The sequence below is a fragment of the Pseudomonas sp. GM25 genome (assembly GCF_000282255.1).
Taxonomy (GTDB): Bacteria; Pseudomonadota; Gammaproteobacteria; order Pseudomonadales; family Pseudomonadaceae; genus Aquipseudomonas; species Aquipseudomonas aphyarum.
The window spans coordinates 21801-43744 of sequence record NZ_AKJQ01000055.1 but is presented as its reverse complement, the minus strand read 5'-3'; the positions used below and the strand labels follow the sequence as shown (position 1 = coordinate 43744).

The following is a 21944-nucleotide window of genomic DNA, read 5'->3' as shown; positions in this document are numbered from 1 at the left end:
ACTATTTCGTACAAAAAATTTCAGGGATGTTTAAGGCTGTTGAGCGTCATCGAACCGATCAGCAATTCGCTGTGTTCAAGCTCTGCCAGCCCGGCGGTGCTGACCTTTTCCGGCGGGTAGCCCGCACCGTGTTGCAGGTAGCTGAGCAGATTGCCCACCAGCGGATTGTGGCTGACCAGCAGCACGTTGCTCACCGACACCAGTTGCTCGGCCACGCGGTCCGGATCAACTTCCGGGGTCAGCCACTCGACCGTGCGGATCTCCGGCTCGAAGCCGAGAGCTTCGCGCACCAGTTGCGCGGTCTGCTGCGCCCGCAGGTAAGGGCTGGCGTAGATGGCGGTCAGCGGCTGGCCCATCAAACGGGCTGCGCTGCTCAACACTTCCTTGCGACCGTGGGCGGTCAGTTCACGCTCGGAGTCGGGGCGCGAGCCATAGGGCTCGGCCTCACCGTGACGCAATACCCAGAGTTTCATAGCTTGGGTTCCTCATCCCGGGCCGGATGCGGTGCTGGCGCGACAACGTGTGGCGCTTCACCTTCCGGAGTACGCGGCGTCGGCCAGTCGGCGAACGGCCAAGGTTTCTGGTCGCTGTGGAAGCTGCCGAAACGACCGATCTGCGCCAGAAACTGGCTCAGGCTGTCGCCGAAATTCATCAGGCTGGCGCTCGGGGCGCCATAGATCAAACGATAGATCAACTGCACCAGCACCACCGCGCCGAGGATGAACTGCGCTACCTGCCAGACCAGCACGTAGACGATCATCCACAACACCCGCAGGAGGATGGATTCATATTTGGCTTCGGTTTTCGGATCGTTCATGCCCTGCTCCCTGCTGAATCAGTTGAAACCACTGGTGGAAATAAAGTCGACGTCGGTTTTCGGCTCGCCTCTCATCAGAAGACCGATCACCTGCTCAAGCGTGCGCCCTTCGAACAGGATCGCATGCAATCCGGCGACCAGCGGCATGTACACACCGACGTCCTGAGACTTGGCCTTGAGCACTTTCAGGGTGTTGACCCCTTCGGCCACTTCGCCAAGGCGCGACACCGCTTCGTCGAGGCTCAAGCCCTGACCGAGGGCGAAACCGACCTGGTAGTTGCGGCTTTTCGGCGACGAGCAGGTGACGATCAGATCGCCGACCCCGGCCAGACCGAGGAAGGTCATGGGGTTCGCCCCCTGATTCACCGCAAACCGGGTCATCTCGGCCAAGGCGCGAGTGATCAGCATGCTCTTGGTGTTCTCGCCCATCTCCAGCGCCACCGCCATGCCGGCGATGATCGCGTAGACGTTTTTCAGTGCACCGCCCAGTTCAACGCCGAAACGGTCGGCGCTGGCGTAGACGCGGAAAGTGCGGCCATGCAATGCGGCCTGCACCGCTTTGCAGAGTTCTTCGTCTTCGCTGGCGACCACAGTGGCAGTCAGCGCGTGTTCGGCGATTTCCCGCGCGAGGTTCGGCCCGGACAGCACGCCGATGCGCGCCTGCGGGGCGATCTCTTCGAGGATCTGGCTCATCAGTTTGAAGGTGTGGGCTTCGATGCCCTTGGTCAGGCTGACCAGCATCTTGCCGCTCAGGCGTTCGGCGTGCGCCGCCAACACCGTGCGCAGCGCGCTGGACGGCAACGCGACGAAACACAAATCGCAGGCGTCGAGGGTTTCCTGCAGGTCGGTGACCGCAGTCACGCCCGGCAGAATCTTGATGCCTTTGAGGTAACGTGGGTTTTCGCGATTGACCCGGATGGCCTCGGCCTGCTCGGGGTCACGCATCCACTGCCGGACTTGATGGCCGTTCTCGGCCAACAGATTGGCCACGGCGGTACCGAAACTTCCGCCTCCCAGGACCGCAATCGGGCGCTGTTCAGTCATATGTAATCCGTTAATCCATACCAGTGGCGATGCCGGCATTATACGGAGCGTCCCCTTCTCGGACAGCCCCGGCGTCAATTACCCGCACTTGTAGGAAGAAGACCAATAAAACCGAGGAAAATGCCTGCAACGTGACTGGAAAAGTCGTCGACCTCGGTTAACATGCGCGCCAATTCTTTGCTATCAAGGCTGCGTCGTGTTTTCTGGCCCCCCTTCCCCGCGTTCGTCCCTGCTGCTGGCGCTGCTGTTCAGCCCGGTGCTGCTGGCGGACGACCTGTTTGTCGACAGTGAGGCCTTGCCGCAGATCCTGACCGCCACGCGTTTGAAACAGTCGCCGGCGGAAGTCCCGGGCAGCATGACCGTACTCGACAGCGAACTGATCAGCGCCAGCGGTGCCCGAGACATCAGCGAACTGTTGCGGCTGGTGCCGGGAATGATGGTCGGCAATATCAGCGGCAATCAGGCAGTGGTGAATTATCACGGGACCAACGCCACTGAAGCGCGACGCATGCAGGTACTGATCGACGGCCGCTCGGTGTACCGCGCCGGTCTGGCGACCGTGGACTGGAGCGACATCCCGGTGGCCATGGAAGACATCGAACGCATCGAAGTCTTTCGCGGCCCGAACACCGTTAGCTACGGCGCCAACGCGCTGATGGCGGTGGTCAACATCATCACCCGCAACCCGGCGGACAGCCACGGCACACGGCTGAAGCTGACGCGCGGCCAACGCGGTATCAACGACTTCTACGCCAGCCAGAGCACCGGCTGGAATGGCGGCGATCTGCGTCTGTCGCTGTCCGGCCAGGAAGACGACGGCTTCGACAGCGACCGCACCGGTGCCGATTACCGCGACAACCGCCGCTTGAATCGCTTCAGCCTCGCCGTCAGCCAGACCCTGAGCGACAACCAGAGCCTGGACTGGCAGCTCAACGCCAAGGACGGGACCAATCAGCGGCCCTATACCTACCGTCCGGTGTTCTCCGGGATTACTGCTGCCGGGAACAATTCCGACGTGGTTGCCAAGGACTACGCCGGTTCGGTGCGCTGGAACCTCGACCTCAATCCCGATCACAGCCTTTATGTGCAAGGCTCGGCGCAACACTGGGACCGCCAGCAGACCTGGCGCGCCTGTGACGCCGAAGTCTCGTTCAGCCCGCAACTGACGGAACTGTGGCAGCTCAACCCGAACTACACCGAACGCCTCGCACGCAACATGACCCTGTTCACCGGCCCCGGCGCACCCGCCGGCACGCCGCAGGAAATGACCCTGGCCAATCAGGTACTGGATCAGTGGCGCAACGGTGCGCGCCAGACCCTGTGCGGCGACATCGACCAGAGTGCCCGGGAATCGCGTTACGACCTGGAGTTGCAGGACACCCTCAGCCTGTCCGATAGCCTGCGACTGGTCAGCGGCCTGAACTATCGTTACGACCGGGCCGATTCCGAGACCTATTTCAACGGCACGCTGGACGACACCACCTGGCGCGCATTCGGCCAGCTGGAATGGCGCGCCAGCGAACACTGGCTGTTGCAGGGCGGCGCCATGTTCGAAGACACGCAATTGATCGGCAGCTCGCTGACGCCCCGGTTTGCGGTCAACTACCTGTTCAACCCGCGCCACAGCCTGCGCGCGGTGTATTCGGAAGCCATCCGTTCGCCGGACATGTTCGAGAACAACGTCAACTGGAGTTATCAGGTGACCAACCTGCGGCCCGCCGCCTATGGCCAGTCTTCGGCCCGCTACTTCGTCAAGACCCGGGGCCCCGGCGATCTGGACCAGGAGCACATGCGCTCGCGGGAACTGGGCTACAACGGCTTTTTCCCGGAGTGGGGCCTGGCGTTGGACGTGAAGCTGTTCTACGACGAAATCACCGGGATGATCAGCGAGCCGCTGCGCAACAATCAGTACATCGCCAGCAACGCCAACGATTCGCGCTTTCGCGGCACCGAAACGCAACTGGACTGGCGCCTGAGTGCGGCCGACCGCCTGCGCCTGACGTACGCCTTCGTCGACGCCGAGGCAAGCAATCCGCTGGACCAGCAATTCACCGCGCGCAACAGCGGTTCGGCGGGCTGGCTGCGTGATTGGGGCCACGGCTGGAACAGCGCCCTCTTCTATTACGGTGACAACGCGCTCAACGGTTACCGCTTCGAGCGGGTCGACACGCGCATCGCCAAACGCATCGCCCTGGGCAAGGCCCAACTGCAACTGGCCGGTGTGCTGCAACAACGCCTCGACCATGAGCCGACCACCTTCGTCGACAACAATTACGACGAACGCCGCGTGGTGTATTTCAGCGCCGAGCTGGAGTTCTAGATGCGTTACGCCATGTCACGGAAGATGCCAACACTCGGCCAATGGCTGGCCGGGCTTTGTCTGTTCCTGACAGCATGGCTGCATGGCGTGGCGGTGCAGGCGGCCGACATTCTGCTGACTGGCGCCGAGGAAAGCCCCGGCGTGCAGTCCTTCGTTCAGGCCCTGAGCGAACTGCGCCCGACCGATCGCGTGCATTTCCAGCCGCTGGCCAGCCTGCCGGCGCCGGGCAAGTTGCCGTCGAGCCTGCGCCTGATCCTGCTGGATCTGCCGAGCCTCGACTGGCGCATGCAGGAAAGCCAGGGACCGGCGACGTTGGTCCTGCGCATCAGCCGCCTGCAAGCCCGGCAACGCTTCGGCGACGCGCAACCGCCCCACTTGAGCCTGCTCTGGGCCGATCCGCCGCTGAGTCGTCAGTTGCAACTGATCCGCCGGATCCTGCCCCAGGCCGGGCGAGTCGGCGTGTTGTTCGATCAGCACAGCGAGTTCCTGCTCAAGGAGCTGCAATCGGCGGCCCAGCCGCTGAACCTGCAAATCGTCCCGCAACGCTGGGACAACACCCACGACAGCCGCCCCTTGCAGACCGTGCTGAAAAACAGCGACGTGCTGCTGGGCCTCGACGACCCGGACCTGTACAACCCGAAAACCGCGAAGAACCTGTTGCTCAGCAGTTACTCTCGGCAACTGGCGCTGGTCGGGCCGAATGTCGCTTTCGTCCGTGCCGGCAGCCTGGCCAGTACCTACAGCGATCAGAACGACTGGCTGGCTGTCCTCGACGAATTGCTGGACCGGCCACCGGCCACCTGGCCGCGCACGCTCTATCCCGAGCGTTTTAAAGTCTCAAGTAATGCGCAGGTGGCTCGTTCCCTAGGGATAGAACCGATGAATGAAGCGTCTGTCGCCGCAGAGCTGGCCGAAGGAGAGCGCCGCCCATGATTTTCCGCCGTTGGGACATCAACACCCGCACCCAGTTGATCAGCCTGGGCCCTGCGCTGTTGCTGACCTTGCTGCTGATCAGCTTTTTCACCTTCGTGCGCATTCAGGATTTGCGTCAGGAGCTGAACCACACCGGCCAGTTGATCGCCAACCAGCTCGCACCGGCCACCGAATACGGGGTGATTTCCGGCAACAACGAAGTGCTGGAAAGCCTGCTCAAAGCCACGCTGGCCACGCCGAACGTGCGGTTTCTGGAAGTGCAGGACAGCGCCAACCGGATTCTGGCCTACGTCGAACAGCCGGCGGATGCGCACAATCGTCCGCATCAGGTCGAGGTGTTCCAGGCGCCGGTGCGGCTGCAACGTATCGCTTTGCACAACGATTTCTTTCAGGACGGCAAGAGCAATCCCGGCGTGGCCAGCGAGGATTATCTGGGGCGGGTGATCGTCGGGCTGTCGAATGACGCCTTCAGTCAGCGCCAACAGGAAATTTTGCTCAAGGCGGGAATTCTGGCGTTGTTCGCCCTGCTCTTCACTTTTGTGCTGGCGCGGCGGCTGGCCGGCAGCCTTTCGCAGCCGATTCGCGACATCGGCAACGCGGTCAAGGCGATTCAGGACGGCGACTACAAGACCCCGCTGCCGATTGTCGATGACACCGAACTGGGCGCCCTGTCCCAGCACATCAACAACCTGGCCCAGGCGCTGGAACAGGCCAGCCGCGAACAGCATCAGGCGATGGCGCAACTGATCCAGACCCGCGAAGAGGCGGAGAAGGCCAACAACGCCAAATCGGACTTCCTGGCGATGATGAGCCATGAACTGCGCACCCCGATGAACGGCGTGCTGGGCATGCTGCAATTGCTGGAAACCACCGACATGACCGAGGAGCAGGTCGAGTACGCGGCGCTGGCTTCCGAGTCCACCGAGCATCTGCTCAAGGTGATCAACGACATTCTGGATTTCTCGCGCATCGAGCGTTCGGAACTGGAGCTGGAGCACATTCCGTTCAACCTCGCCGAGGTGATCGGCGCCTGCGCCCAGTCGTTCCAGCACAGCGCGGCGCAACGCGGGCTGGCATTGCAACTGCGGATCCCCGACGACATGCGCGACTTGCAGGTACAGGGCGATCCGACGCGGATCCGGCAGATTCTGGTCAACCTGGTCGGCAACGCGCTGAAGTTCACCGAACAGGGGCGCGTCAGCATCGAGGCGCAGTGGCAGTCGCTGGATCACGAGTTGCTGTGGTTCACCTGCGCGGTGCGTGACAGCGGCATCGGCATTTCGCCGGAGAGCCTGGAGCTGATGTTCAACGCGTTCCAGCAGGCCGACAGTTCGATTTCCCGTCGTTATGGCGGAACCGGCCTGGGCCTGCCGATTGCCCGCACCCTCGCCGAACGGATGGGCGGCACCTTGCGCGCTCAGAGCGAAGAAGGTCGCGGATCGGTTTTCACCCTGGAAATACCCCTGGCTTTATATAAGCAGGCACTGCCCGCGCTGGCGGCACCGCGCGCACTGAACGGCGACGGTCACGGCGAAGGGCGCAATGTCCTGCTGGTGGAGGACAACCCGGTCAACCAGACGGTGATCGAAGCCATGTTGCGCAGCCTGGGCTTCACCGTCAGCGTCGCCACCGATGGTGTGCAGGCGGTGCGCAGTGCCGGGGATAACCGTTTCGAAGCGATCCTGATGGATTGCCGCCTGCCGCTCATCGACGGTTACGAAGCGACCCGCCAGATCCGCCGTTTGCCCGGCTGCGGCCATGTGCCGATCATCGCCCTGACCGCCAATGCGTTGCAGGGCGACCGGGAAAACTGCCTGTCGGCGGGCATGAACGATTACCTGGCCAAGCCATTCAAACGCAATGATCTGCAGCAGATTCTGCAGCGCTGGGTGCAGTAACGGGGCCCTTTCGAGCATCTGCGACTGGCGTGAAAAGCGAAAGTGCGGCAGTCTTAGGCACCCGAACGGGCCTCAAAAGGGGCTTGAATAAAAATTTCAGTGCACAAGTGTACATTCATGTCCTTGGTGCTGTGACTTTCACCACAACGCAATAGTCTATGAGTAGGCTGCCGGTACGAGGCATGAACGCGTCGATCGGCCGGGAAGATTTGCCCCACCTGCCGCATGGGATTATTGAGGAGCTCGCATGACCAAACAAAACGCCTTTACTCGGGAAGACCTGCTGCGCTGCAGTCGCGGTGAGCTGTTCGGCCCAGGTAACGCGCAACTGCCCGCCCCGAACATGCTGATGGTGGATCGCATCACCCTGATCAGCGAAGAAGGCGGCAAGTACGGCAAAGGTGAATTGGTCGCCGAGCTGGATATCAACCCTGACCTGTGGTTCTTCGCTTGCCACTTCGAGGGTGATCCGGTGATGCCGGGCTGCCTGGGTCTGGACGCCATGTGGCAACTGGTCGGTTTCTTCCTGGGCTGGCAAGGCCTGCCGGGCCGTGGCCGTGCGCTGGGTTCGGGCGAAGTGAAATTCTTCGGCCAGGTCCTGCCGACCGCCAAGAAAGTCACCTACAACATTCATATCAAGCGCGTCCTCAAGGGCAAGCTGAACCTGGCCATTGCCGACGGTTCGGTGACTGTCGACGGTCGCGAAATCTACACCGCCGAAGGCCTTCGCGTCGGCGTGTTCACCTCCACTGACAACTTCTAAGGGTTATTCGCATGCGCCGCGTCGTTATCACTGGTCTGGGCATCGTTTCGTGCCTGGGCAATGACAAAGAGACCGTCTCCGCTAACCTGCGTGCAAGCCGCCCTGGCATCCGGTTCAACCCGGAATATGCCGAAATGGGTCTGCGTAGCCAGGTTTCCGGCTCCATCGACCTCAACCTTGAAGAGCTGATCGATCGCAAGATCTATCGCTTCGTCGGCCACGCAGCGGCTTACGCCTACCTGGCCATGAAGGACGCCATCGCTGACTCCGGTCTGACCGAAGAGCAGGTATCCAACCCGCGTACCGGCCTGATCGCAGGTTCCGGCGGCGCGTCGACCCTGAACCAGATGGAAGCGCTGGACATCCTGCGCGAGAAAGGCGTCAAGCGCGTCGGCCCATACCGTGTAACGCGGACCATGAGCAGCACCGTTTCGGCTTGCCTGGCCACCCCGTTCAAGATCAAGGGCCTGAACTACTCCATCGCTTCTGCCTGCGCCACCAGTGCTCACTGCATCGGTACCGCCATGGAACAGATCCAGATGGGCAAGCAGGACATCGTGTTCGCCGGTGGCGGTGAAGAGGAGCACTGGAGCCAGTCGTTCCTGTTCGACGCGATGGGCGCCCTGTCCAGCAAGCGCAACGACACCCCTGAGCAAGCCTCCCGCGCCTACGACGCTGACCGTGACGGTTTCGTCATCGCCGGCGGTGGCGGCATGGTCGTGGTCGAGGAGCTGGAACACGCTCTGGCCCGTGGCGCGAAGATCTACGCGGAAATCGTTGGCTACGGCGCGACCTCCGACGGCTACGACATGGTGGCTCCAAGTGGCGAAGGCGCAATCCGCTGCATGCAGCAGGCGCTGTCCACCGTCGACACCCCGATCGATTACCTGAACACCCACGGCACTTCGACTCCGGTCGGCGACGTTGCGGAAATGAAAGGTGTGCGTGAAGTGTTCGGCGACAAGGCACCGGCCATCAGCTCCACCAAGAGCCTGTCGGGTCACTCCCTGGGCGCCGCCGGCGTTCACGAAGCGATCTACTGCATGCTGATGATGGAAGGCAACTTCATCGCCGGTTCCGCCAACATCGACGAACTGGACCCTGAAGTGGCCGATCTGCCGGTGCTGACCAAGACCCGCGAGAACGCCACCATCAACACCGTGATGAGCAACAGCTTCGGCTTCGGTGGTACCAACGCCACCCTCGTGCTGAAGCGCTGGGAAGGCAAGTAATTCCCTTCCGCTGAGCCGCACATGAAAACGCCCCGACTGGTTCGGGGCGTTTTTTTTCGCCTGGAGAAAAGCATTTTCAGCGGCGCAAAGATGAAACGTTTGTCATGCAACTTACCGCCCTGCGACTGAATGTCGCGGATTCAGCGGGCTCCAGCGCTGTTGCAGATTTCGCAAGAATACATTGCACAAATCGGGCATTTACTTAGCAGGCTAACAAAATCTATAACAGAGGCCTGCACACGCCTTGCTGCAGATAACAGAGATTGGAGCTAGCAGATGACTGTAAAAGTAACTGAACGCGACGATTCACACATGTCCCATGAAGGCGTAGCCGCCGGCGTACGGATCTGGGATGTGCATCAACAAGACTTGCTGGTCGGCATGTTCCACAACGAGATCGACGCCCACAACTACAAGGCCGAACTGGAACTGCAAGAACGCCAGCGGGATCTGAAATCCGCCTGAATCAATACCACAGCATTGAAAACGACAAACCCCGCCATGAGCGGGGTTTGTCGTTGCTGGGTGCTTCATGGCCGCTTCGCAGCCCGGCGAAACCCGATTACCACATCAGATCATCAGGGATCACATAGGCCGCGTACGGATCGTCCTCGGCATTGACCTCTTCGACCTTCTCGTTGAGCTGCACGATGCGCTGTGGATCGCGCTCCTGAATCTTCAGGGCCGCCTCACGAGGAATCACTTCGTAGCCGCCAGCGTGATGCACGATCGCCAGCGAACCGCTGCTGAGCTTGTTGCGCATCAGCGTGTTGACGGAGATGCGCTTGACCTTCTTGTCGTCGACGAAGTTGTAGTAGTCCTCAGTCGTCAGCTTCGGCAGACGCGAGACTTCGATCAACTGCTTGACCTGGGCGGCGCGGGCCTTGGCCTCGGCCTTCTCCTGCTGCTGACGGTTCAGTTCCTGGTCGCGTTTGACCTTCTCGGCCTGGGCTTCCTGGGCAGCACGCTGCTGGGAGTCGTCCAGTTCGATCTGGCCCTTGTGGGCCAGGCGCTGTTGTTTCTGTTTGTCTTTGCTGACCTGCTTGGCCTGCTTTTGGTTGACCAGCCCTGCTTTGAGCAACTGGTCGCGAAGGGAAAGGCTCATTGATGCTTACTCACTTAGGCAACGGCTCAGCCGCAGCTGGGCAAATTCTTTTCCTGACGTTTGGCTTCGCCCCACAGGGCGTCCAACTCTTCGAGGGTGCAATCTTCTATGGGTCGGTGGGTGTCGCGCAATGCCTGTTCGATAAAACGGAAACGTCGTTCGAACTTGCCGTTGGCGCCACGCAACGCGGTTTCCGGATCGACCTTCAGATGACGGGCCAGATTGACCACGGAAAACAGCAGATCGCCGATCTCGTCGGCCACCGCTTGCGGGTCATTTTCGGACATGGCTTCGAGCACTTCATCGAGCTCTTCACGGACCTTGTCCAGCACCGGCAAGGCATCCGGCCAGTCGAAACCGACCTGCCCGGCGCGCTTCTGCAACTTGGCCGAGCGGGACAGGGCCGGCAATGCAGCCGGCACATCGTCGAGCAGTGACAGTTGCTGCGGCTCGGCGGATTTCTCGGCGCGCTCTTCGGCCTTGATCTCCTCCCAGCGCTGCTTGACCTGCTCTTCGTTCAGACGCGGCACGTCCAGCGGCGCATACAGATCGCCGGTGGGGAACACGTGCGGATGACGACGAATCAGCTTGCGGGTGATGCTGTCGACCACGCCGGCGAATTCGAACCGCCCCTCTTCCCGCGCCAGCTGGCTGTAATACACCACCTGAAACAGCAGATCGCCCAACTCGCCCTGCAAGTGGTCGAAGTCGCCGCGCTCGATGGCGTCGGCGACTTCGTAGGCCTCTTCAAGGGTGTGCGGGACGATGGTCGCGTAAGTCTGCTTGATGTCCCACGGGCAACCGTACTGCGGGTCGCGCAGACGGTTCATCAGGTGCAGCAGGTCTTCAAGGCTGTAGATCGGTTTCATGGAGTCCGGTTACGCCGCGTTTCGATGATGTTCGGCAACTGGGAAATCCGCCCCAGCAACCGCCCCAGCGCGTCCAGACCCGGGATCTCGATGGTCAGGGACATCAGCGCGGTGTTGTCCTCCTTGTTCGAGCGGGTGTTGACCGCCAGCACGTTGATCCGCTCGTTGAGCAGCACCTGCGAAACGTCACGCAGCAGACCGGAACGATCGTAGGCGCGGATGACGATGTCCACCGGATAGGTGAGCACCGGCACCGGGCCCCAGCTGACCTGGATGATCCGCTCCGGCTCGCGCCCGGCCAGTTGCAGCACCGAGGCGCAGTCCTGACGGTGAATGCTCACGCCACGGCCCTGGGTGATGTAGCCGACGATCGCGTCGCCCGGCAACGGCTGGCAGCAGCCGGCCATCTGGGTCATCAGGTTGCCGACGCCCTGGATCTGAATGTCGCCGCGCTTGCCCGGTTTGTAGCCGGTGGCCTTGCGCGGAATCAGTTCCAGCTGTTCGTTGCCGCGTTCCGGCTCAACCAGTTGTTGCGCCAGATTCACCAGTTGCGCCAGACGCAGGTCGCCAGCCCCGAGGGCGGCGAACATGTCTTCGGCGGTTTTCATGTTGGCCTTGTCGGCCAGCTTGTCGAAATCCACCGCCGGCAGACCGAGGCGATTGAGTTCGCGCTCGAGCAGGGTCTTGCCCGCCGCGACGTTCTGATCGCGCGCCTGCAACTTGAACCAGTGCACGATCTTCGCCCGCGCCCGGGACGTGGTGACGTAGCCCAGGTTCGGGTTCAGCCAGTCGCGGCTCGGGGTGCCGTGCTTGCTGGTGATGATTTCGACCTGCTCGCCGGTCTGCAGGCTGTAGTTGAGCGGAACGATGCGCCCGTTGATCTTCGCGCCACGGCAGTTGTGACCGATTTCGGTGTGCACGCGGTAGGCGAAGTCCAGTGGCGTCGCGCCCTTCGGCAAGTCGATGGCGTGACCGTCCGGGGTGAAGATGTAGACCCGGTCCGGCTCGATATCGACTCGCAGCTGTTCGGCGAGACCACCGATGTCGCCCAGCTCTTCGTGCCACTCGAGCACCTGACGCAGCCAGGAGATTTTCTCTTCGTAGTGGTTCGAGCCGGACTTTACGTCGGTGCCCTTGTAGCGCCAGTGCGCGCAGACGCCGAGCTCGGCCTCTTCGTGCATCGAATGGGTACGGATCTGGACTTCCAGCACCTTGCCTTCCGGACCGATCACCGCCGTGTGCAGCGAGCGGTAGCCGTTCTCTTTCGGGTTGGCGATATAGTCGTCGAACTCTTTCGGGATGTGCCGCCACAGGGTGTGGACGATGCCGAGCGCGGTGTAGCAGTCGCGCATTTCCGGCACCAGCACGCGCACCGCACGCACGTCATAGATCTGGCTGAATTCCAGACCCTTGCGCTGCATTTTGCGCCAGATCGAATAGATGTGTTTGGCCCGGCCGCTGATGTCGGCTTCGACGCCGGTGGCCTGCAATTCGTCCTTGAGCTGGGTCATCACGTCGGCGATGAAACGCTCGCGATCCAGCCGCCGCTCATGCAGCAGCTTGGCGATCTGTTTGTATTGATCGGGTTCCAGGTAACGGAAGGACAAGTCCTCCAGTTCCCATTTGATATGACCGATGCCGAGTCGATGCGCGAGCGGCGCATAGATGTCGAACACTTCCCGGGCGACCCGGTTACGTTTTTCGTCGTCGGCGGTTTTCACCGCGCGGATCGCGCAGGTACGTTCGGCGAGCTTGATCAGCGCGACACGCACGTCATCGACCATCGCCACCAGCATCTTGCGCAGGTTTTCCACCTGGCCCTGGGTGCCGAGGACCATCGACTGGCGAGGGCTGAGGCTGGCACTGATCGCCGCCATGCGCAACACGCCGTCGATCAGCTTGGCGACCACCGGGCCGAAGCGCTGGCTGACTGCCGCGAGTTCGATCTGGCCTTCGCGCACGCCGCGATAGAGAACCGCAGCCACCAGCGAATCCTGATCGAGCTTGAGGTCGGCGAGGATCTCGGCGATCTCAAGGCCCGTGCTGAAACTGCCGCTGCCTTCGGACCAGAGATTCTTCGCCGCATTGGATTGTTGCTCGGCCTGGCGAGCGTACTCGCAGGCCTCTTTCAAGGCTTCGCGATCCAGTGCCAGATCGACACTGACCGCATGATCGAGCCAAGCCTCGAGATTGATACTGCCGTCAGTGTTGATCGGCTGGTGTGCTCTCACCTGTACCATCTTGCTTTACCTTCCCTACGACGCAGATTCAATGCGTCAAATCACTGACCTTCAATGCCCGTTCGCGCTCGCGGGGCCAATGCGAGCGCTACGGACGACCAGTCGGATCAGACGAGCCATCCTGGCTCGCTTCAAATAACGCCATGGCCTCGACATGTGCCGTCTGAGGAAACATATCGAGAATCCCGGCACGTTTTAACCGGTAGCCCTGCTTGATCAATTCGACCGTATCGCGCGCCAGAGTTGCAGGGTTGCACGACACATACACCAACCGTTCGGCGCCCAGGGTCGCCAGCTTGCGCACCACCTCGAAAGCACCGTCACGCGGTGGATCCAAGAGTACCGCAGAAAAGCCGTTTCCGATCCACTGGGCATCGGTCAAAGGCTGGGATAAATCGGCCTGAAAAAACTTTGTGTTATGCAAATTGTTGCTAGCGGCATTCGCGGCCGCGCGATCGACCATGGTCTGCACGCCTTCGACCGCCACCACTTCACGCGCGGCTTTCGCCAGCGGTAAAGCGAAGTTGCCCAGACCGCAAAACAGGTCGAGCACACGCTCTTCGCTCGTCGGTTTCAACCAGTCCAGCGCCTGGGCGACCATGGCCTCGTTGACCCCGGCATTGACCTGGATGAAATCCCCCGGCCGGTAGGCCAGTTGCAGATCCCATTGTTCCAGGCGGTAACCGAGCGACTGGGCATCATCCACCGGCTGCGGTTCGCCTTCGCCATGCAGCCAGAGTTGCGCTTCATGGAACGCGCAGAAATCCTTGAGGATCGTCAGATCAGCTTCGGACAGCGGCGCCATGTGACGCAGCAGAACGGCGATTGACGAGCCACTGAACAATTCGACATGCCCCAGCGCCTGAGGTTTGCTCAGGCGACGAAGCATCTCCGGCAAGCGGGTCATGATCGGCTGCAAGGGCTGTACCAGCACCGGGCATTCGCTGATCGCGACGATGTCCTGGCTGCCGGCGGCACGGAAACCGACCTCAAGCTTTTTGGCCTTGCTGTCCCAGCGCACGGCGATCCGGGCGCGGCGACGGTAGCCGAATTCGGGACCGGTCAACGGCGCCGCCCACTCCTCGGGCTCGGCACCGGCGACTCGCGACAACTGCTCGGCGAGCATGCGCTGTTTCAGGGCAAGCTGTTCGTTGTGGGGCAGATGCTGAACGCTGCAACCGCCGCAACGGCCGGCGTGCTGACAAGGTGCGGGACGACGCAATTCACTGGCGGTGAATACGCGCTCGGTGCGCGCCTCGACCACTTTGCCGTGGGCGCCGAGCACCCGCGCTTCGACCTCTTCACCGGCGAGGGCGCCGAGGACGAACCAGGTTTTGCCTTCAAAAAACGCGATGCCGCGACCGTCATTGGCCAGGCGCTCGATGCTCAGGCGCTGCTTTTTGCCGGTCGGGATTTGCGGGGCCTTGCTGCCGCCGGTGGGCTGGAAGCGCAGGCCTCTCTCGTGCTTGGCCATCAGTTGGGCGCGTCGAAAATGCCGGTCGACAGGTAACGGTCGCCACGGTCGCAGATGATCGCGACGATCACCGCGTTTTCAACTTCTTTGGACAGGCGCAGCATCGCTGCCACCGCACCGCCCGAGGACACGCCGCAGAAGATACCTTCTTCGCGGGCCAGACGCCGGGTGACGTCTTCGGCTTCGCTTTGCGCCATGTCGACGATGCGGTCGACGCGCTCGGCCTGATAGATCTTCGGCAGGTATTCCTGCGGCCAGCGGCGGATGCCGGGAATGGCCGAGCCTTCCATCGGTTGCAGGCCGACGATCTGTACGTTGTCGTTCTGCTCCTTGAGGTAGCGCGACACGCCCATGATGGTGCCGGTGGTGCCCATGGAGCTGACAAAATGGGTGATGGAGCCCTGGGTCTGCCGCCAGATTTCCGGGCCGGTGGTGGTGTAGTGCGCTTCAGGATTGTCGCCGTTGGCGAACTGATCCAGCACCTTGCCACGGCCTTCGGCTTCCATCCGCTGGGCCAGATCACGAGCGCCTTCCATGCCCTCTTCCTGGCTGACCAGAATCAGCTCCGCGCCGTAAGCGGTCATCGCCGCTTTACGCTCCGCGCTGGAGTTGTCCGGCATGATCAGGATCATCTTGTAACCCTTGATCGCGGCGGCCATCGCCAGGGCGATCCCGGTGTTGCCCGAGGTCGCTTCGATCAGCGTATCGCCTTCGTGGATCTGCCCGCGCAACTCGGCACGGGTGATCATCGACAGCGCCGGACGATCCTTGACCGAACCCGCCGGGTTGTTCCCTTCGAGCTTGAGCAAAAGGGTGTTGCTGGTGACACCGGGCAGGCGCTGCAAACGCACCAGCGGCGTGTTGCCGACGCAATCGGCGATGGTTGGGTACTGCAAGGTCATGGCGTTTTTCGCAATCCGGACAGCGGGGGCGCCTATCATACCGGCAAACCTGCGCAGGCCATATCACGCAAAGTGTGGTGCTTATGGTTTCTTGGAATAAGCAATAAAAGTCGCGCCAGTGGTGCGACTTTTAAATAGTGTCAGCAGCGCTGACACTTTCTTGTGCAGCTCAAACAATCTGCGGGCGACTCATGTCCACTGTGAGAGCTGGCTTGCCAGCGAAGACTTCAGGGCTGACAGCACTGTCATCCGCCACCAACCGCAGATTCAAGCGCAATCCCGACGGGCCGTTCTCGGCCCACAGGGTTCCGCCCTGGCGTTGCACCGCGTTTCTCGCGATGCTCAGGCCCAGACCAAATCCACCGTCCCCCGGCCGCGAGCCGTCAAGGCGGATGAAGGGCGAGAAGATCCGTTCCAGATCCGCTTCGGCCACGCCGCCGCCCTCGTCCTCCAGCCACAGGTGCCAGTAATCGCCATCTCGCCGACCGTCGAGCCGCACGATGCCGCCCGGTGGCGAATGGCGAATGGCGTTGCGCAGAATGTTTTCCAGCGCCTGGGCCAAGGTGTTGAGATTGCCGCGTACCCAGCAGGAAGCTTCCACCCCGCACTGCAACTGCCCGACCGGACAACAGCTTTCGTAGCAGGCGTTTTCGGTGAGCATTTCCCACAGCGCCTGGATCTGGATCGCTTCGTCCGGCAACGGTGCGCGTTCGGTGTCGAGCCAGGCCAGTTGCAGGGTGTCTTCCACCAATCGCTGCATCACGTCGACTTCGCGACCGATGCGCTCGCGCAACGGTTGCAGTTGCTGCTCGCTTTCGCTGGCGACCCGCAACCGGCTCAGAGGCGTGCGCAGTTCGTGGGACAGGTCGCGCAGCAGTTGCTGTTGCAGGGCCACGGTGGATTGCAGGCGTTCGGACATCGAGTCGAAGGCACGGGCCAGTTCGCCGAGTTCATCGGGGCGCTGGGTGATGCCGCTCGACAACCGCACATTCAATTGATCGGCGCGCCAGGCGTTGGCTTGTTCGCGCAGATTGTTCAGCGGCACCACCAGCAGGCGATACAGGCCGATGCACAGCAGCAAGGTGAACAGGCCGGGAATCACACCGTTGGTGATGACACGCCAGAACACCCGGTATTTGCCTGGCAGGAATCGCTCGGGCAACTCGATGACCAGACTGCCGGCAGTCGGGTCAGTGGGGAACGGGACCCGCAGCCACGGCCGGCCCTTTTTGTGAATCGGCCAGTCAAGGCCTCGCAGGAAAGTCAGGTGCTGAAGCTCTTGAGCGTTCAACGGCTGGCTGCCCAGTGACTGCAGATTGCCGCCGATCACGCCGACCCAACCGGCTTCGCGCAATTCCATGCTTTGCAACCAGCTATCGATGCCGTCACGCTCGCCCTGCTGCCAGGCGCGCTCGGCCTCGGCGGCATAACGGCTCAGGGTGCGACGGGCGTCATCGGAGAGGAACTGATTGCGCTGTTCCATGTACCGGCCCCACGACCAGCTCAGCCAAATCATCAGCAGACAGAACGCCACCAGCAGGCAGGCGAGTTTCCAGAACAGCGAGTGCCGGCCCGGCAGGTCAGACACTTTCATCGACGGCACTCAGGACGTAACCCTTGCCCCACACCGTGCGCACTTCCCGCTCGGTGTAGCCGACCGACTTGAGTTTGCGGCGGATCTGGCTGATGTGCATGTCGAGGCTGCGGTCGTGGGCCGCATAACCGCGCTGAAGAACGTGCTGATAAAGGAAAGCCTTGCTCAGCACTTCCTCGTCGTTGCGATTGAGGGTTTCCAGCAGGCGGTATTCGCTGCGGGTCAGGCCGGCGGGTTGGTCGAGGTAAAACACGTCGCACTGCTCATCGTCGAAACGCAGCCCGCCGACCGGCACTACCGGGGTGACTGCAGCTGGACGACGGTCGAGGGCGACCCGGCGCAGGATCGCTTCGATCCGCACATGCAGCTCGGCCATGCTGAAGGGTTTGGGCAGATAGTCGTCGGCGCCGAGGCGAAACCCGCTGATACGGTCAGGTTCGGCACCGAGGGCTGACATCAGCAACACCGGCGTGGAATGGCTCTGACGCAGTTGGGTCAGGACGTTCAGACCGTCGAGCCCCGGCAACAGAATGTCCATCAACACCACGTCGAACGGCTGGCGCCGGGCAATGCTCAGGCCTTCGCTGCCGTTCTGGCACCAGGTGACCTGGAAGCCGCTGCGGCCCAGTTGTTCATGGACATAGGCACCGAGGACGGGATCGTCTTCGATGGAAAGAATGCGGGGCTGGCCAATAGAGACAGGAGTCATGACTATCTGCAAATAATTCTCAGTTGGGCGATTATTCAAGATTGCCCGGCGCCCGGCAACCCAAGCTTGACCTGTCGGACAGATGACCGCTCCCCAAGCGAAGGACGACGACATCATTTTTCCCAAGATTGCCCGCAAGCAAATCGCTACACTGCGCCGATACCGCGTGCCGGACGCACGTGTGAGTCAACGATCAGCGGGATGCAGGAGAAAGGCGTGCTCAAGAAACTGGGAATCAAAGGTCGCGTATTGTTGCTGACCCTGTTGCCGACCAGCCTGATGGCACTGGTGCTGGGCGGGTATTTCACCTGGACGCAGCAGTCCGACCTGCAAACCCAACTGATGCAGCGCGGCGAAATGATCGCCGAGCAACTGGCTCCGCTGGTGGCACCGGCCATGGGCCACGGCGATGCCGAACTGCTTGAGCGCATCGCCACCCAGTCCCTCGAACAACCGGACGTGCGCGCCGTCACCTTCCTCGCGCCCGACCGCACTCCCCTCGCCCACGCCGGCCCGACCATGCTCAATCAGGCACCGAGCGGCGACAGCGCGCACTTGCTGCGACGCAGCGGCAACGACGCCACGCGCTATCTGCTGCCGGTGTTCGGCAAACACCGCAACCTCGCCGGCGAGCTGATCCCGCAAGAGTCCGACCGCCTGCTCGGCTGGGTCGAACTGGAGCTGTCGCACAACGGCATGTTGTTGCGCGGCTATCGAAGCCTGTTCGCCAGCCTGCTGCTGATCGGCGCGGGACTGGCCGGCGCCGCGTTGCTGGCCTTGCGCATGGGCCGCACGATCAACCGCCCGCTGAGCCAGATCAAACAGGCCGTCGCGCAGCTCAAGGACGGCCACCTGGAAACCCGCCTGCCGCCGTTGGGCAGTCAGGAACTGGATGAACTGGCGTCCGGCATCAACCGCATGGCCGGCACACTGCAAAACGCCCGCGAAGAATTGCAGCACAGCGTCGATCAGGCCACAGAAGACGTGCGTCAGAACCTGGAAACCATCGAGATCCAGAACATCGAGCTGGACCTGGCCCGCAAGGAAGCGCTGGAAGCGAGCCGGATCAAATCCGAATTCCTCGCCAACATGAGCCACGAGATTCGCACGCCTCTCAACGGCATTCTCGGCTTCACCCACCTGTTGCAGAAAAGCGAGCTGACCCCGCGCCAGCTCGACTATCTGGGCACCATCGAAAAGTCCGCCGACAGCCTGCTGGGGATCATCAACGAGATCCTCGATTTCTCGAAGATCGAGGCCGGCAAACTGGTGCTCGACCATATCCCGTTCAACCTGCGCGACCTGTTGCAGGACACCCTGACCATCCTCGCCCCCGCTGCCCACGCCAAGCAGCTGGAACTGGTGAGTCTGGTGTACCGCGACACGCCGTTGTCGCTGGTCGGTGATCCGCTGCGCCTCAAGCAGATCCTGACGAATCTGGTGAGCAACGCGATCAAGTTCACCCGCGAAGGCACCATCGTCGCCCGCGCCATGCTCGAAGAAGAAAACGACGACAGCGTGCAGTTGCGCATCAGCATTCAGGACACCGGCATCGGTTTGTCGAACCAGGACGTGCGCGCATTGTTCCAAGCCTTCAGTCAGGCCGACAATTCGCTGTCGCGCCAACCCGGCGGTACCGGTCTGGGGCTGGTGATTTCCAAGCGCCTGATCGAACAGATGGGCGGCGAAATCGGCGTCGACAGCACACCGGGCGAAGGCTCGGAATTCTGGATCAGCCTGAACCTGCCCAAGACCCGCGACGACGCCGAAGACCTGCCTTCCGCGCCATTGCTCGGGCGCCGGGTGGCGGTGCTGGAAAACCACGAACTGGCGCGTCAGGCCCTGCAGCATCAACTGGAAGACTGCGGCCTCGACGTCACGCCGTTCAATACCCTGGAAAGCCTGACCAATGGCGTTACCGGCGCCCATCAGACCGAACAGGCCATCGATCTGGCCGTGCTCGGTATCACCAGCAACGACATGCCGCCGGAACGCCTCAACCAGCACATCTGGGACCTTGAGCACCTCGGTTGCCGGGTGCTGGTGTTGTGCCCGACCACCGAGCTGACGCTGTATCACCTGTCGGTGCCCAACCCTCACAGCCAGCTGCAATCGAAACCGGCCTGCACCCGCAAACTGCGCCGGGCCTTGTCGGACATGGTCAACCCGCGCCAGCCGCGCAGCGAACCGGGCGAACCGTTGTCGAGCCGCGCGCCGAAAGTGCTGTGTGTCGACGACAACCCGGCCAACCTGTTGCTGGTGCAGACGCTGCTCGAAGACATGGGCGCCAAGGTGCTGGCCGTGGAAAGCGGTTACGCGGCGGTCAAGGCGGTGCAGAACGAAACCTTCGATCTGGTACTGATGGACGTGCAGATGCCCGGCATGGACGGACGCCAGAGCACCGAAACCATTCGCCAGTGGGAAAGCGAGCGGCACTGCACGCCGCTGCCGATCGTCGCCCTCACCGCCCACGCCATGGCCAATGAAAAACGCGCGCTGCTGCAAAGCGGCATGGACGACTACCTGACCAAGCCGATCAGCGAGCGGCAACTGGCGCAGGTGGTGCTGAAGTGGACGGGCCTTGCGTTGCGCAATCAGGCGCCGGACCGTGGCGGCGAAAGCCTGCTGGGCAATCAGGAACTGCCGATACTCGATCACGAGGAAGGTCTGCGCCTGGCTGCCGGCAAAGCGGATCTGGCGGCGGACATGTTGGCGATGCTGCTGGCCTCGCTCGAGGCCGACCGCGAAGCCATCCGCACGGCCCGCGACAATCAGGATCAGAACAGCCTGCTCGAACGGGTGCATCGTCTGCATGGTGCAACTCGCTATTGCGGTGTGCCGCAATTGCGCGCCGCCTGCCAGCGTAGCGAAACCCTGCTCAAGCAGCAGGATCCCAAGGCCTCGACCGCGCTGGACGAGCTGGAGCGGGCGATCAATCGTCTGGCGGCCCAGGCCAAGATCAGCGCCTGATCCACGGCAATGCCGGTCAACGCCGACGCAGCTAAAGTTGTCGCGGGTGATTTGCGCCCGCGTCGATGCTCCAGGAGGATTTCATGCGCACGATCGTTTTCAGCAGCCAGACCTACGACCGCGACAGTTTCCTCGCCGCCGACTGCCCGGCCGGGATCGAACTGCACTTTCAGCCAGCCCGGCTCAGTCTCGATACCGCAGCGCTGGCCGAACATCACGAAGTAGTCTGCGCGTTCATCAACGATGACCTGAGCGCCCCGGTGCTCGAACGTCTGGCTGCCGGCGGCACACGCCTGATCGCCTTGCGTTCGGCCGGCTACAACCATGTAGACCTGGCCGTCGCCAAACGCCTGGGACTGGCCGTTGTGCGCGTACCGGCCTACTCGCCCCATGCGGTGGCCGAGCATGCGGTGGCGTTGATCCTCGCCCTCAACCGGCGCTTGCATCGCGCCTACAACCGCACCCGCGAAGGCGATTTCAGCCTGCACGGGCTTACCGGTTTCGATCTGGTGGGCAAAACCGTCGGCATCGTCGGCACCGGACAGATCGGCGCGACCTTCGCCAAAATCATGCACGGTTTCGGCTGTGAACTGCTGGCTTACGACCCTTATCCGAACCCTGCCGTCGAAGCGTTGGGCGCGCGCTACCTGAGCCTGCCGGACCTGCTGGCGCAAGCGCGGATCATCAGCCTGCACTGCCCGCTCAACGAACAGAGCAGACACCTGATCAACCGCGATTCGCTGGCGCACATGCAACCGGGGGCGATGCTGATCAACACCGGGCGCGGCGGTCTGGTGGACACGCCGGCGCTGATCGACGCCCTGAAGGACGGCCAACTCGGTTATCTGGGACTGGATGTGTATGAAGAGGAAGCGCAGCTGTTTTTTGAGGACCGCTCCGACCTGCCGCTACAGGACGACGTGCTGGCGCGGCTGCTGACGTTCCCGAATGTGATCGTCACCGCGCACCAGGCATTCCTGACCCACGAAGCGCTAGGCGCGATTGCCGCGACCACCTTGCACAACATCGCGACCTGGGCGGCAGGTACGCCGCAGAACCAGGTCGAAGGCTGAG

The 21944-nt window shown here is 62.2% G+C and carries 18 protein-coding genes; 8 read left to right on the top strand and 10 right to left on the bottom strand.

Features of this window, described 5'->3' with window-relative positions:
* Positions 1–20: 20 nt before the first annotated feature.
* The 3 genes from sixA to PMI24_RS21950 are packed head-to-tail and all read right to left on the bottom strand — an operon-like array spanning position 21 to position 1861.
* Positions 21–473, bottom strand: a complete 453-nt coding sequence (sixA, locus tag PMI24_RS21960; RefSeq protein WP_007957806.1) for a phosphohistidine phosphatase SixA — start codon at positions 471–473, stop codon at positions 21–23.
* Positions 470–817, bottom strand: coding sequence for a DUF4389 domain-containing protein (locus PMI24_RS21955; RefSeq protein ID WP_007957804.1), 348 nt, complete (start codon positions 815–817; stop codon positions 470–472). The genes sixA and PMI24_RS21955 overlap by 4 nt, the downstream gene beginning before the upstream one ends.
* Positions 818–835: 18 nt before the next feature.
* Entirely contained in the window at positions 836–1861 is a 1026-nt protein-coding gene (locus tag PMI24_RS21950; protein WP_007957803.1) for an NAD(P)H-dependent glycerol-3-phosphate dehydrogenase, read from the bottom strand.
* A gap of 196 nt (positions 1862–2057) precedes the next feature.
* On the opposite strand from PMI24_RS21950, the gene PMI24_RS21945 reads away from it, so the two are divergent.
* The 6 genes from PMI24_RS21945 to PMI24_RS21920 all read left to right on the top strand — a co-directional run bounded on the left by PMI24_RS21945 (position 2058) and on the right by PMI24_RS21920 (position 9472).
* Positions 2058–4181, top strand: coding sequence for a TonB-dependent receptor plug domain-containing protein (locus tag PMI24_RS21945; RefSeq protein ID WP_007957802.1), 2124 nt, complete (start codon positions 2058–2060; stop codon positions 4179–4181).
* On the top strand, positions 4182–5114 hold the full coding sequence (locus tag PMI24_RS21940; RefSeq protein WP_007957801.1) for a hypothetical protein: 933 nt from the start codon (positions 4182–4184) through the stop codon (positions 5112–5114).
* Positions 5111–7012 (top strand): ATP-binding protein, encoded by a 1902-nt coding sequence (locus tag PMI24_RS21935; protein ID WP_007957799.1) that lies wholly within the window; start codon positions 5111–5113, stop codon positions 7010–7012. The genes PMI24_RS21940 and PMI24_RS21935 overlap by 4 nt, the downstream gene beginning before the upstream one ends.
* Before the next feature lie 247 nt (positions 7013–7259).
* Positions 7260–7775 (top strand): 3-hydroxyacyl-[acyl-carrier-protein] dehydratase FabA, encoded by a 516-nt coding sequence (gene fabA, locus PMI24_RS21930; RefSeq protein ID WP_003227150.1) that lies wholly within the window; start codon positions 7260–7262, stop codon positions 7773–7775.
* Positions 7776–7786: 11 nt separating this feature from the next.
* A complete protein-coding gene (fabB, locus tag PMI24_RS21925) occupies positions 7787–9007 on the top strand; it encodes a beta-ketoacyl-ACP synthase I (protein ID WP_007957797.1) in 1221 nt (406 codons plus the stop codon).
* A gap of 276 nt (positions 9008–9283) precedes the next feature.
* The gene (locus PMI24_RS21920; protein ID WP_007957795.1) at positions 9284–9472 is read left to right on the top strand and encodes a hypothetical protein; all 189 of its coding nucleotides are present in this window, start codon (positions 9284–9286) and stop codon (positions 9470–9472) included.
* Positions 9473–9569: 97 nt separating this feature from the next.
* On the opposite strand, the gene PMI24_RS21915 is transcribed toward PMI24_RS21920, so the two are convergent.
* From PMI24_RS21915 to PMI24_RS21885, 7 genes are all read right to left on the bottom strand, one after another.
* Positions 9570–10112: a DUF2058 domain-containing protein gene (locus tag PMI24_RS21915; protein WP_007957793.1), complete on the bottom strand. Its 543-nt coding sequence runs from the start codon at positions 10110–10112 to the stop codon at positions 9570–9572.
* Positions 10113–10138: 26 nt separating this feature from the next.
* Complete coding sequence (gene mazG / locus PMI24_RS21910) at positions 10139–10972, bottom strand: nucleoside triphosphate pyrophosphohydrolase (RefSeq protein ID WP_045121848.1); 834 nt, start codon at positions 10970–10972, stop codon at positions 10139–10141.
* Positions 10973–10977: 5 nt separating this feature from the next.
* Positions 10978–13221, bottom strand: coding sequence for a GTP diphosphokinase (relA, locus tag PMI24_RS21905; protein WP_007957789.1), 2244 nt, complete (start codon positions 13219–13221; stop codon positions 10978–10980).
* An 88-nt stretch (positions 13222–13309) separates the two neighbouring features.
* Positions 13310–14695 carry a 23S rRNA (uracil(1939)-C(5))-methyltransferase RlmD gene (rlmD, locus tag PMI24_RS21900; protein WP_007957786.1) on the bottom strand — a complete coding sequence of 462 codons (1386 nt, stop codon included), beginning with the start codon at positions 14693–14695 and terminating at the stop codon, positions 13310–13312.
* Positions 14695–15597: a cysteine synthase CysM gene (gene cysM, locus PMI24_RS21895; RefSeq protein WP_045121847.1), complete on the bottom strand. Its 903-nt coding sequence runs from the start codon at positions 15595–15597 to the stop codon at positions 14695–14697. The genes rlmD and cysM overlap by 1 nt, the downstream gene beginning before the upstream one ends.
* A 169-nt stretch (positions 15598–15766) precedes the next feature.
* Complete coding sequence (locus PMI24_RS21890) at positions 15767–17191, bottom strand: sensor histidine kinase (protein ID WP_007957782.1); 1425 nt, start codon at positions 17189–17191, stop codon at positions 15767–15769.
* Entirely contained in the window at positions 17178–17900 is a 723-nt protein-coding gene (locus PMI24_RS21885; protein ID WP_007957780.1) for a response regulator transcription factor, read from the bottom strand. Before PMI24_RS21885 ends, PMI24_RS21890 begins: the two co-directional genes overlap by 14 nt.
* A 216-nt stretch (positions 17901–18116) precedes the next feature.
* Between PMI24_RS21885 and PMI24_RS21880 the strand changes: the two genes are divergently transcribed.
* A complete protein-coding gene (locus tag PMI24_RS21880) occupies positions 18117–20870 on the top strand; it encodes a response regulator (protein WP_007957774.1) in 2754 nt (917 codons plus the stop codon).
* Between the two features lie 83 nt (positions 20871–20953).
* Complete coding sequence (locus tag PMI24_RS21875) at positions 20954–21943, top strand: 2-hydroxyacid dehydrogenase (protein WP_007957772.1); 990 nt, start codon at positions 20954–20956, stop codon at positions 21941–21943.
* Position 21944: the final 1 nt, after the last annotated feature.

Excerpts from the sequence above, each read along its gene's own strand:
- sixA (WP_007957806.1), bottom strand. The coding sequence starts at position 473 with ATGAAACTCTGGGTATTGCGTCACGGTGAGGCCGAGCCCTATGGCTCG.
- PMI24_RS21955 (WP_007957804.1), bottom strand. The coding sequence starts at position 817 with ATGAACGATCCGAAAACCGAAGCCAAATATGAATCCATCCTCCTGCGG.
- PMI24_RS21950 (WP_007957803.1), bottom strand. The coding sequence starts at position 1,861 with ATGACTGAACAGCGCCCGATTGCGGTCCTGGGAGGCGGAAGTTTCGGT.
- PMI24_RS21940 (WP_007957801.1), top strand. The coding sequence starts at position 4,182 with ATGCGTTACGCCATGTCACGGAAGATGCCAACACTCGGCCAATGGCTG.
- PMI24_RS21935 (WP_007957799.1), top strand. The coding sequence starts at position 5,111 with ATGATTTTCCGCCGTTGGGACATCAACACCCGCACCCAGTTGATCAGC.
- fabA (WP_003227150.1), top strand. The coding sequence starts at position 7,260 with ATGACCAAACAAAACGCCTTTACTCGGGAAGACCTGCTGCGCTGCAGT.
- fabB (WP_007957797.1), top strand. The coding sequence starts at position 7,787 with ATGCGCCGCGTCGTTATCACTGGTCTGGGCATCGTTTCGTGCCTGGGC.
- PMI24_RS21920 (WP_007957795.1), top strand. The coding sequence starts at position 9,284 with ATGACTGTAAAAGTAACTGAACGCGACGATTCACACATGTCCCATGAA.
- PMI24_RS21915 (WP_007957793.1), bottom strand. The coding sequence starts at position 10,112 with ATGAGCCTTTCCCTTCGCGACCAGTTGCTCAAAGCAGGGCTGGTCAAC.
- relA (WP_007957789.1), bottom strand. The coding sequence starts at position 13,221 with ATGGTACAGGTGAGAGCACACCAGCCGATCAACACTGACGGCAGTATC.
- rlmD (WP_007957786.1), bottom strand. The coding sequence starts at position 14,695 with ATGGCCAAGCACGAGAGAGGCCTGCGCTTCCAGCCCACCGGCGGCAGC.
- cysM (WP_045121847.1), bottom strand. The coding sequence starts at position 15,597 with ATGACCTTGCAGTACCCAACCATCGCCGATTGCGTCGGCAACACGCCG.
- PMI24_RS21890 (WP_007957782.1), bottom strand. The coding sequence starts at position 17,191 with ATGAAAGTGTCTGACCTGCCGGGCCGGCACTCGCTGTTCTGGAAACTC.
- PMI24_RS21885 (WP_007957780.1), bottom strand. The coding sequence starts at position 17,900 with ATGACTCCTGTCTCTATTGGCCAGCCCCGCATTCTTTCCATCGAAGAC.
- PMI24_RS21875 (WP_007957772.1), top strand. The coding sequence starts at position 20,954 with ATGCGCACGATCGTTTTCAGCAGCCAGACCTACGACCGCGACAGTTTC.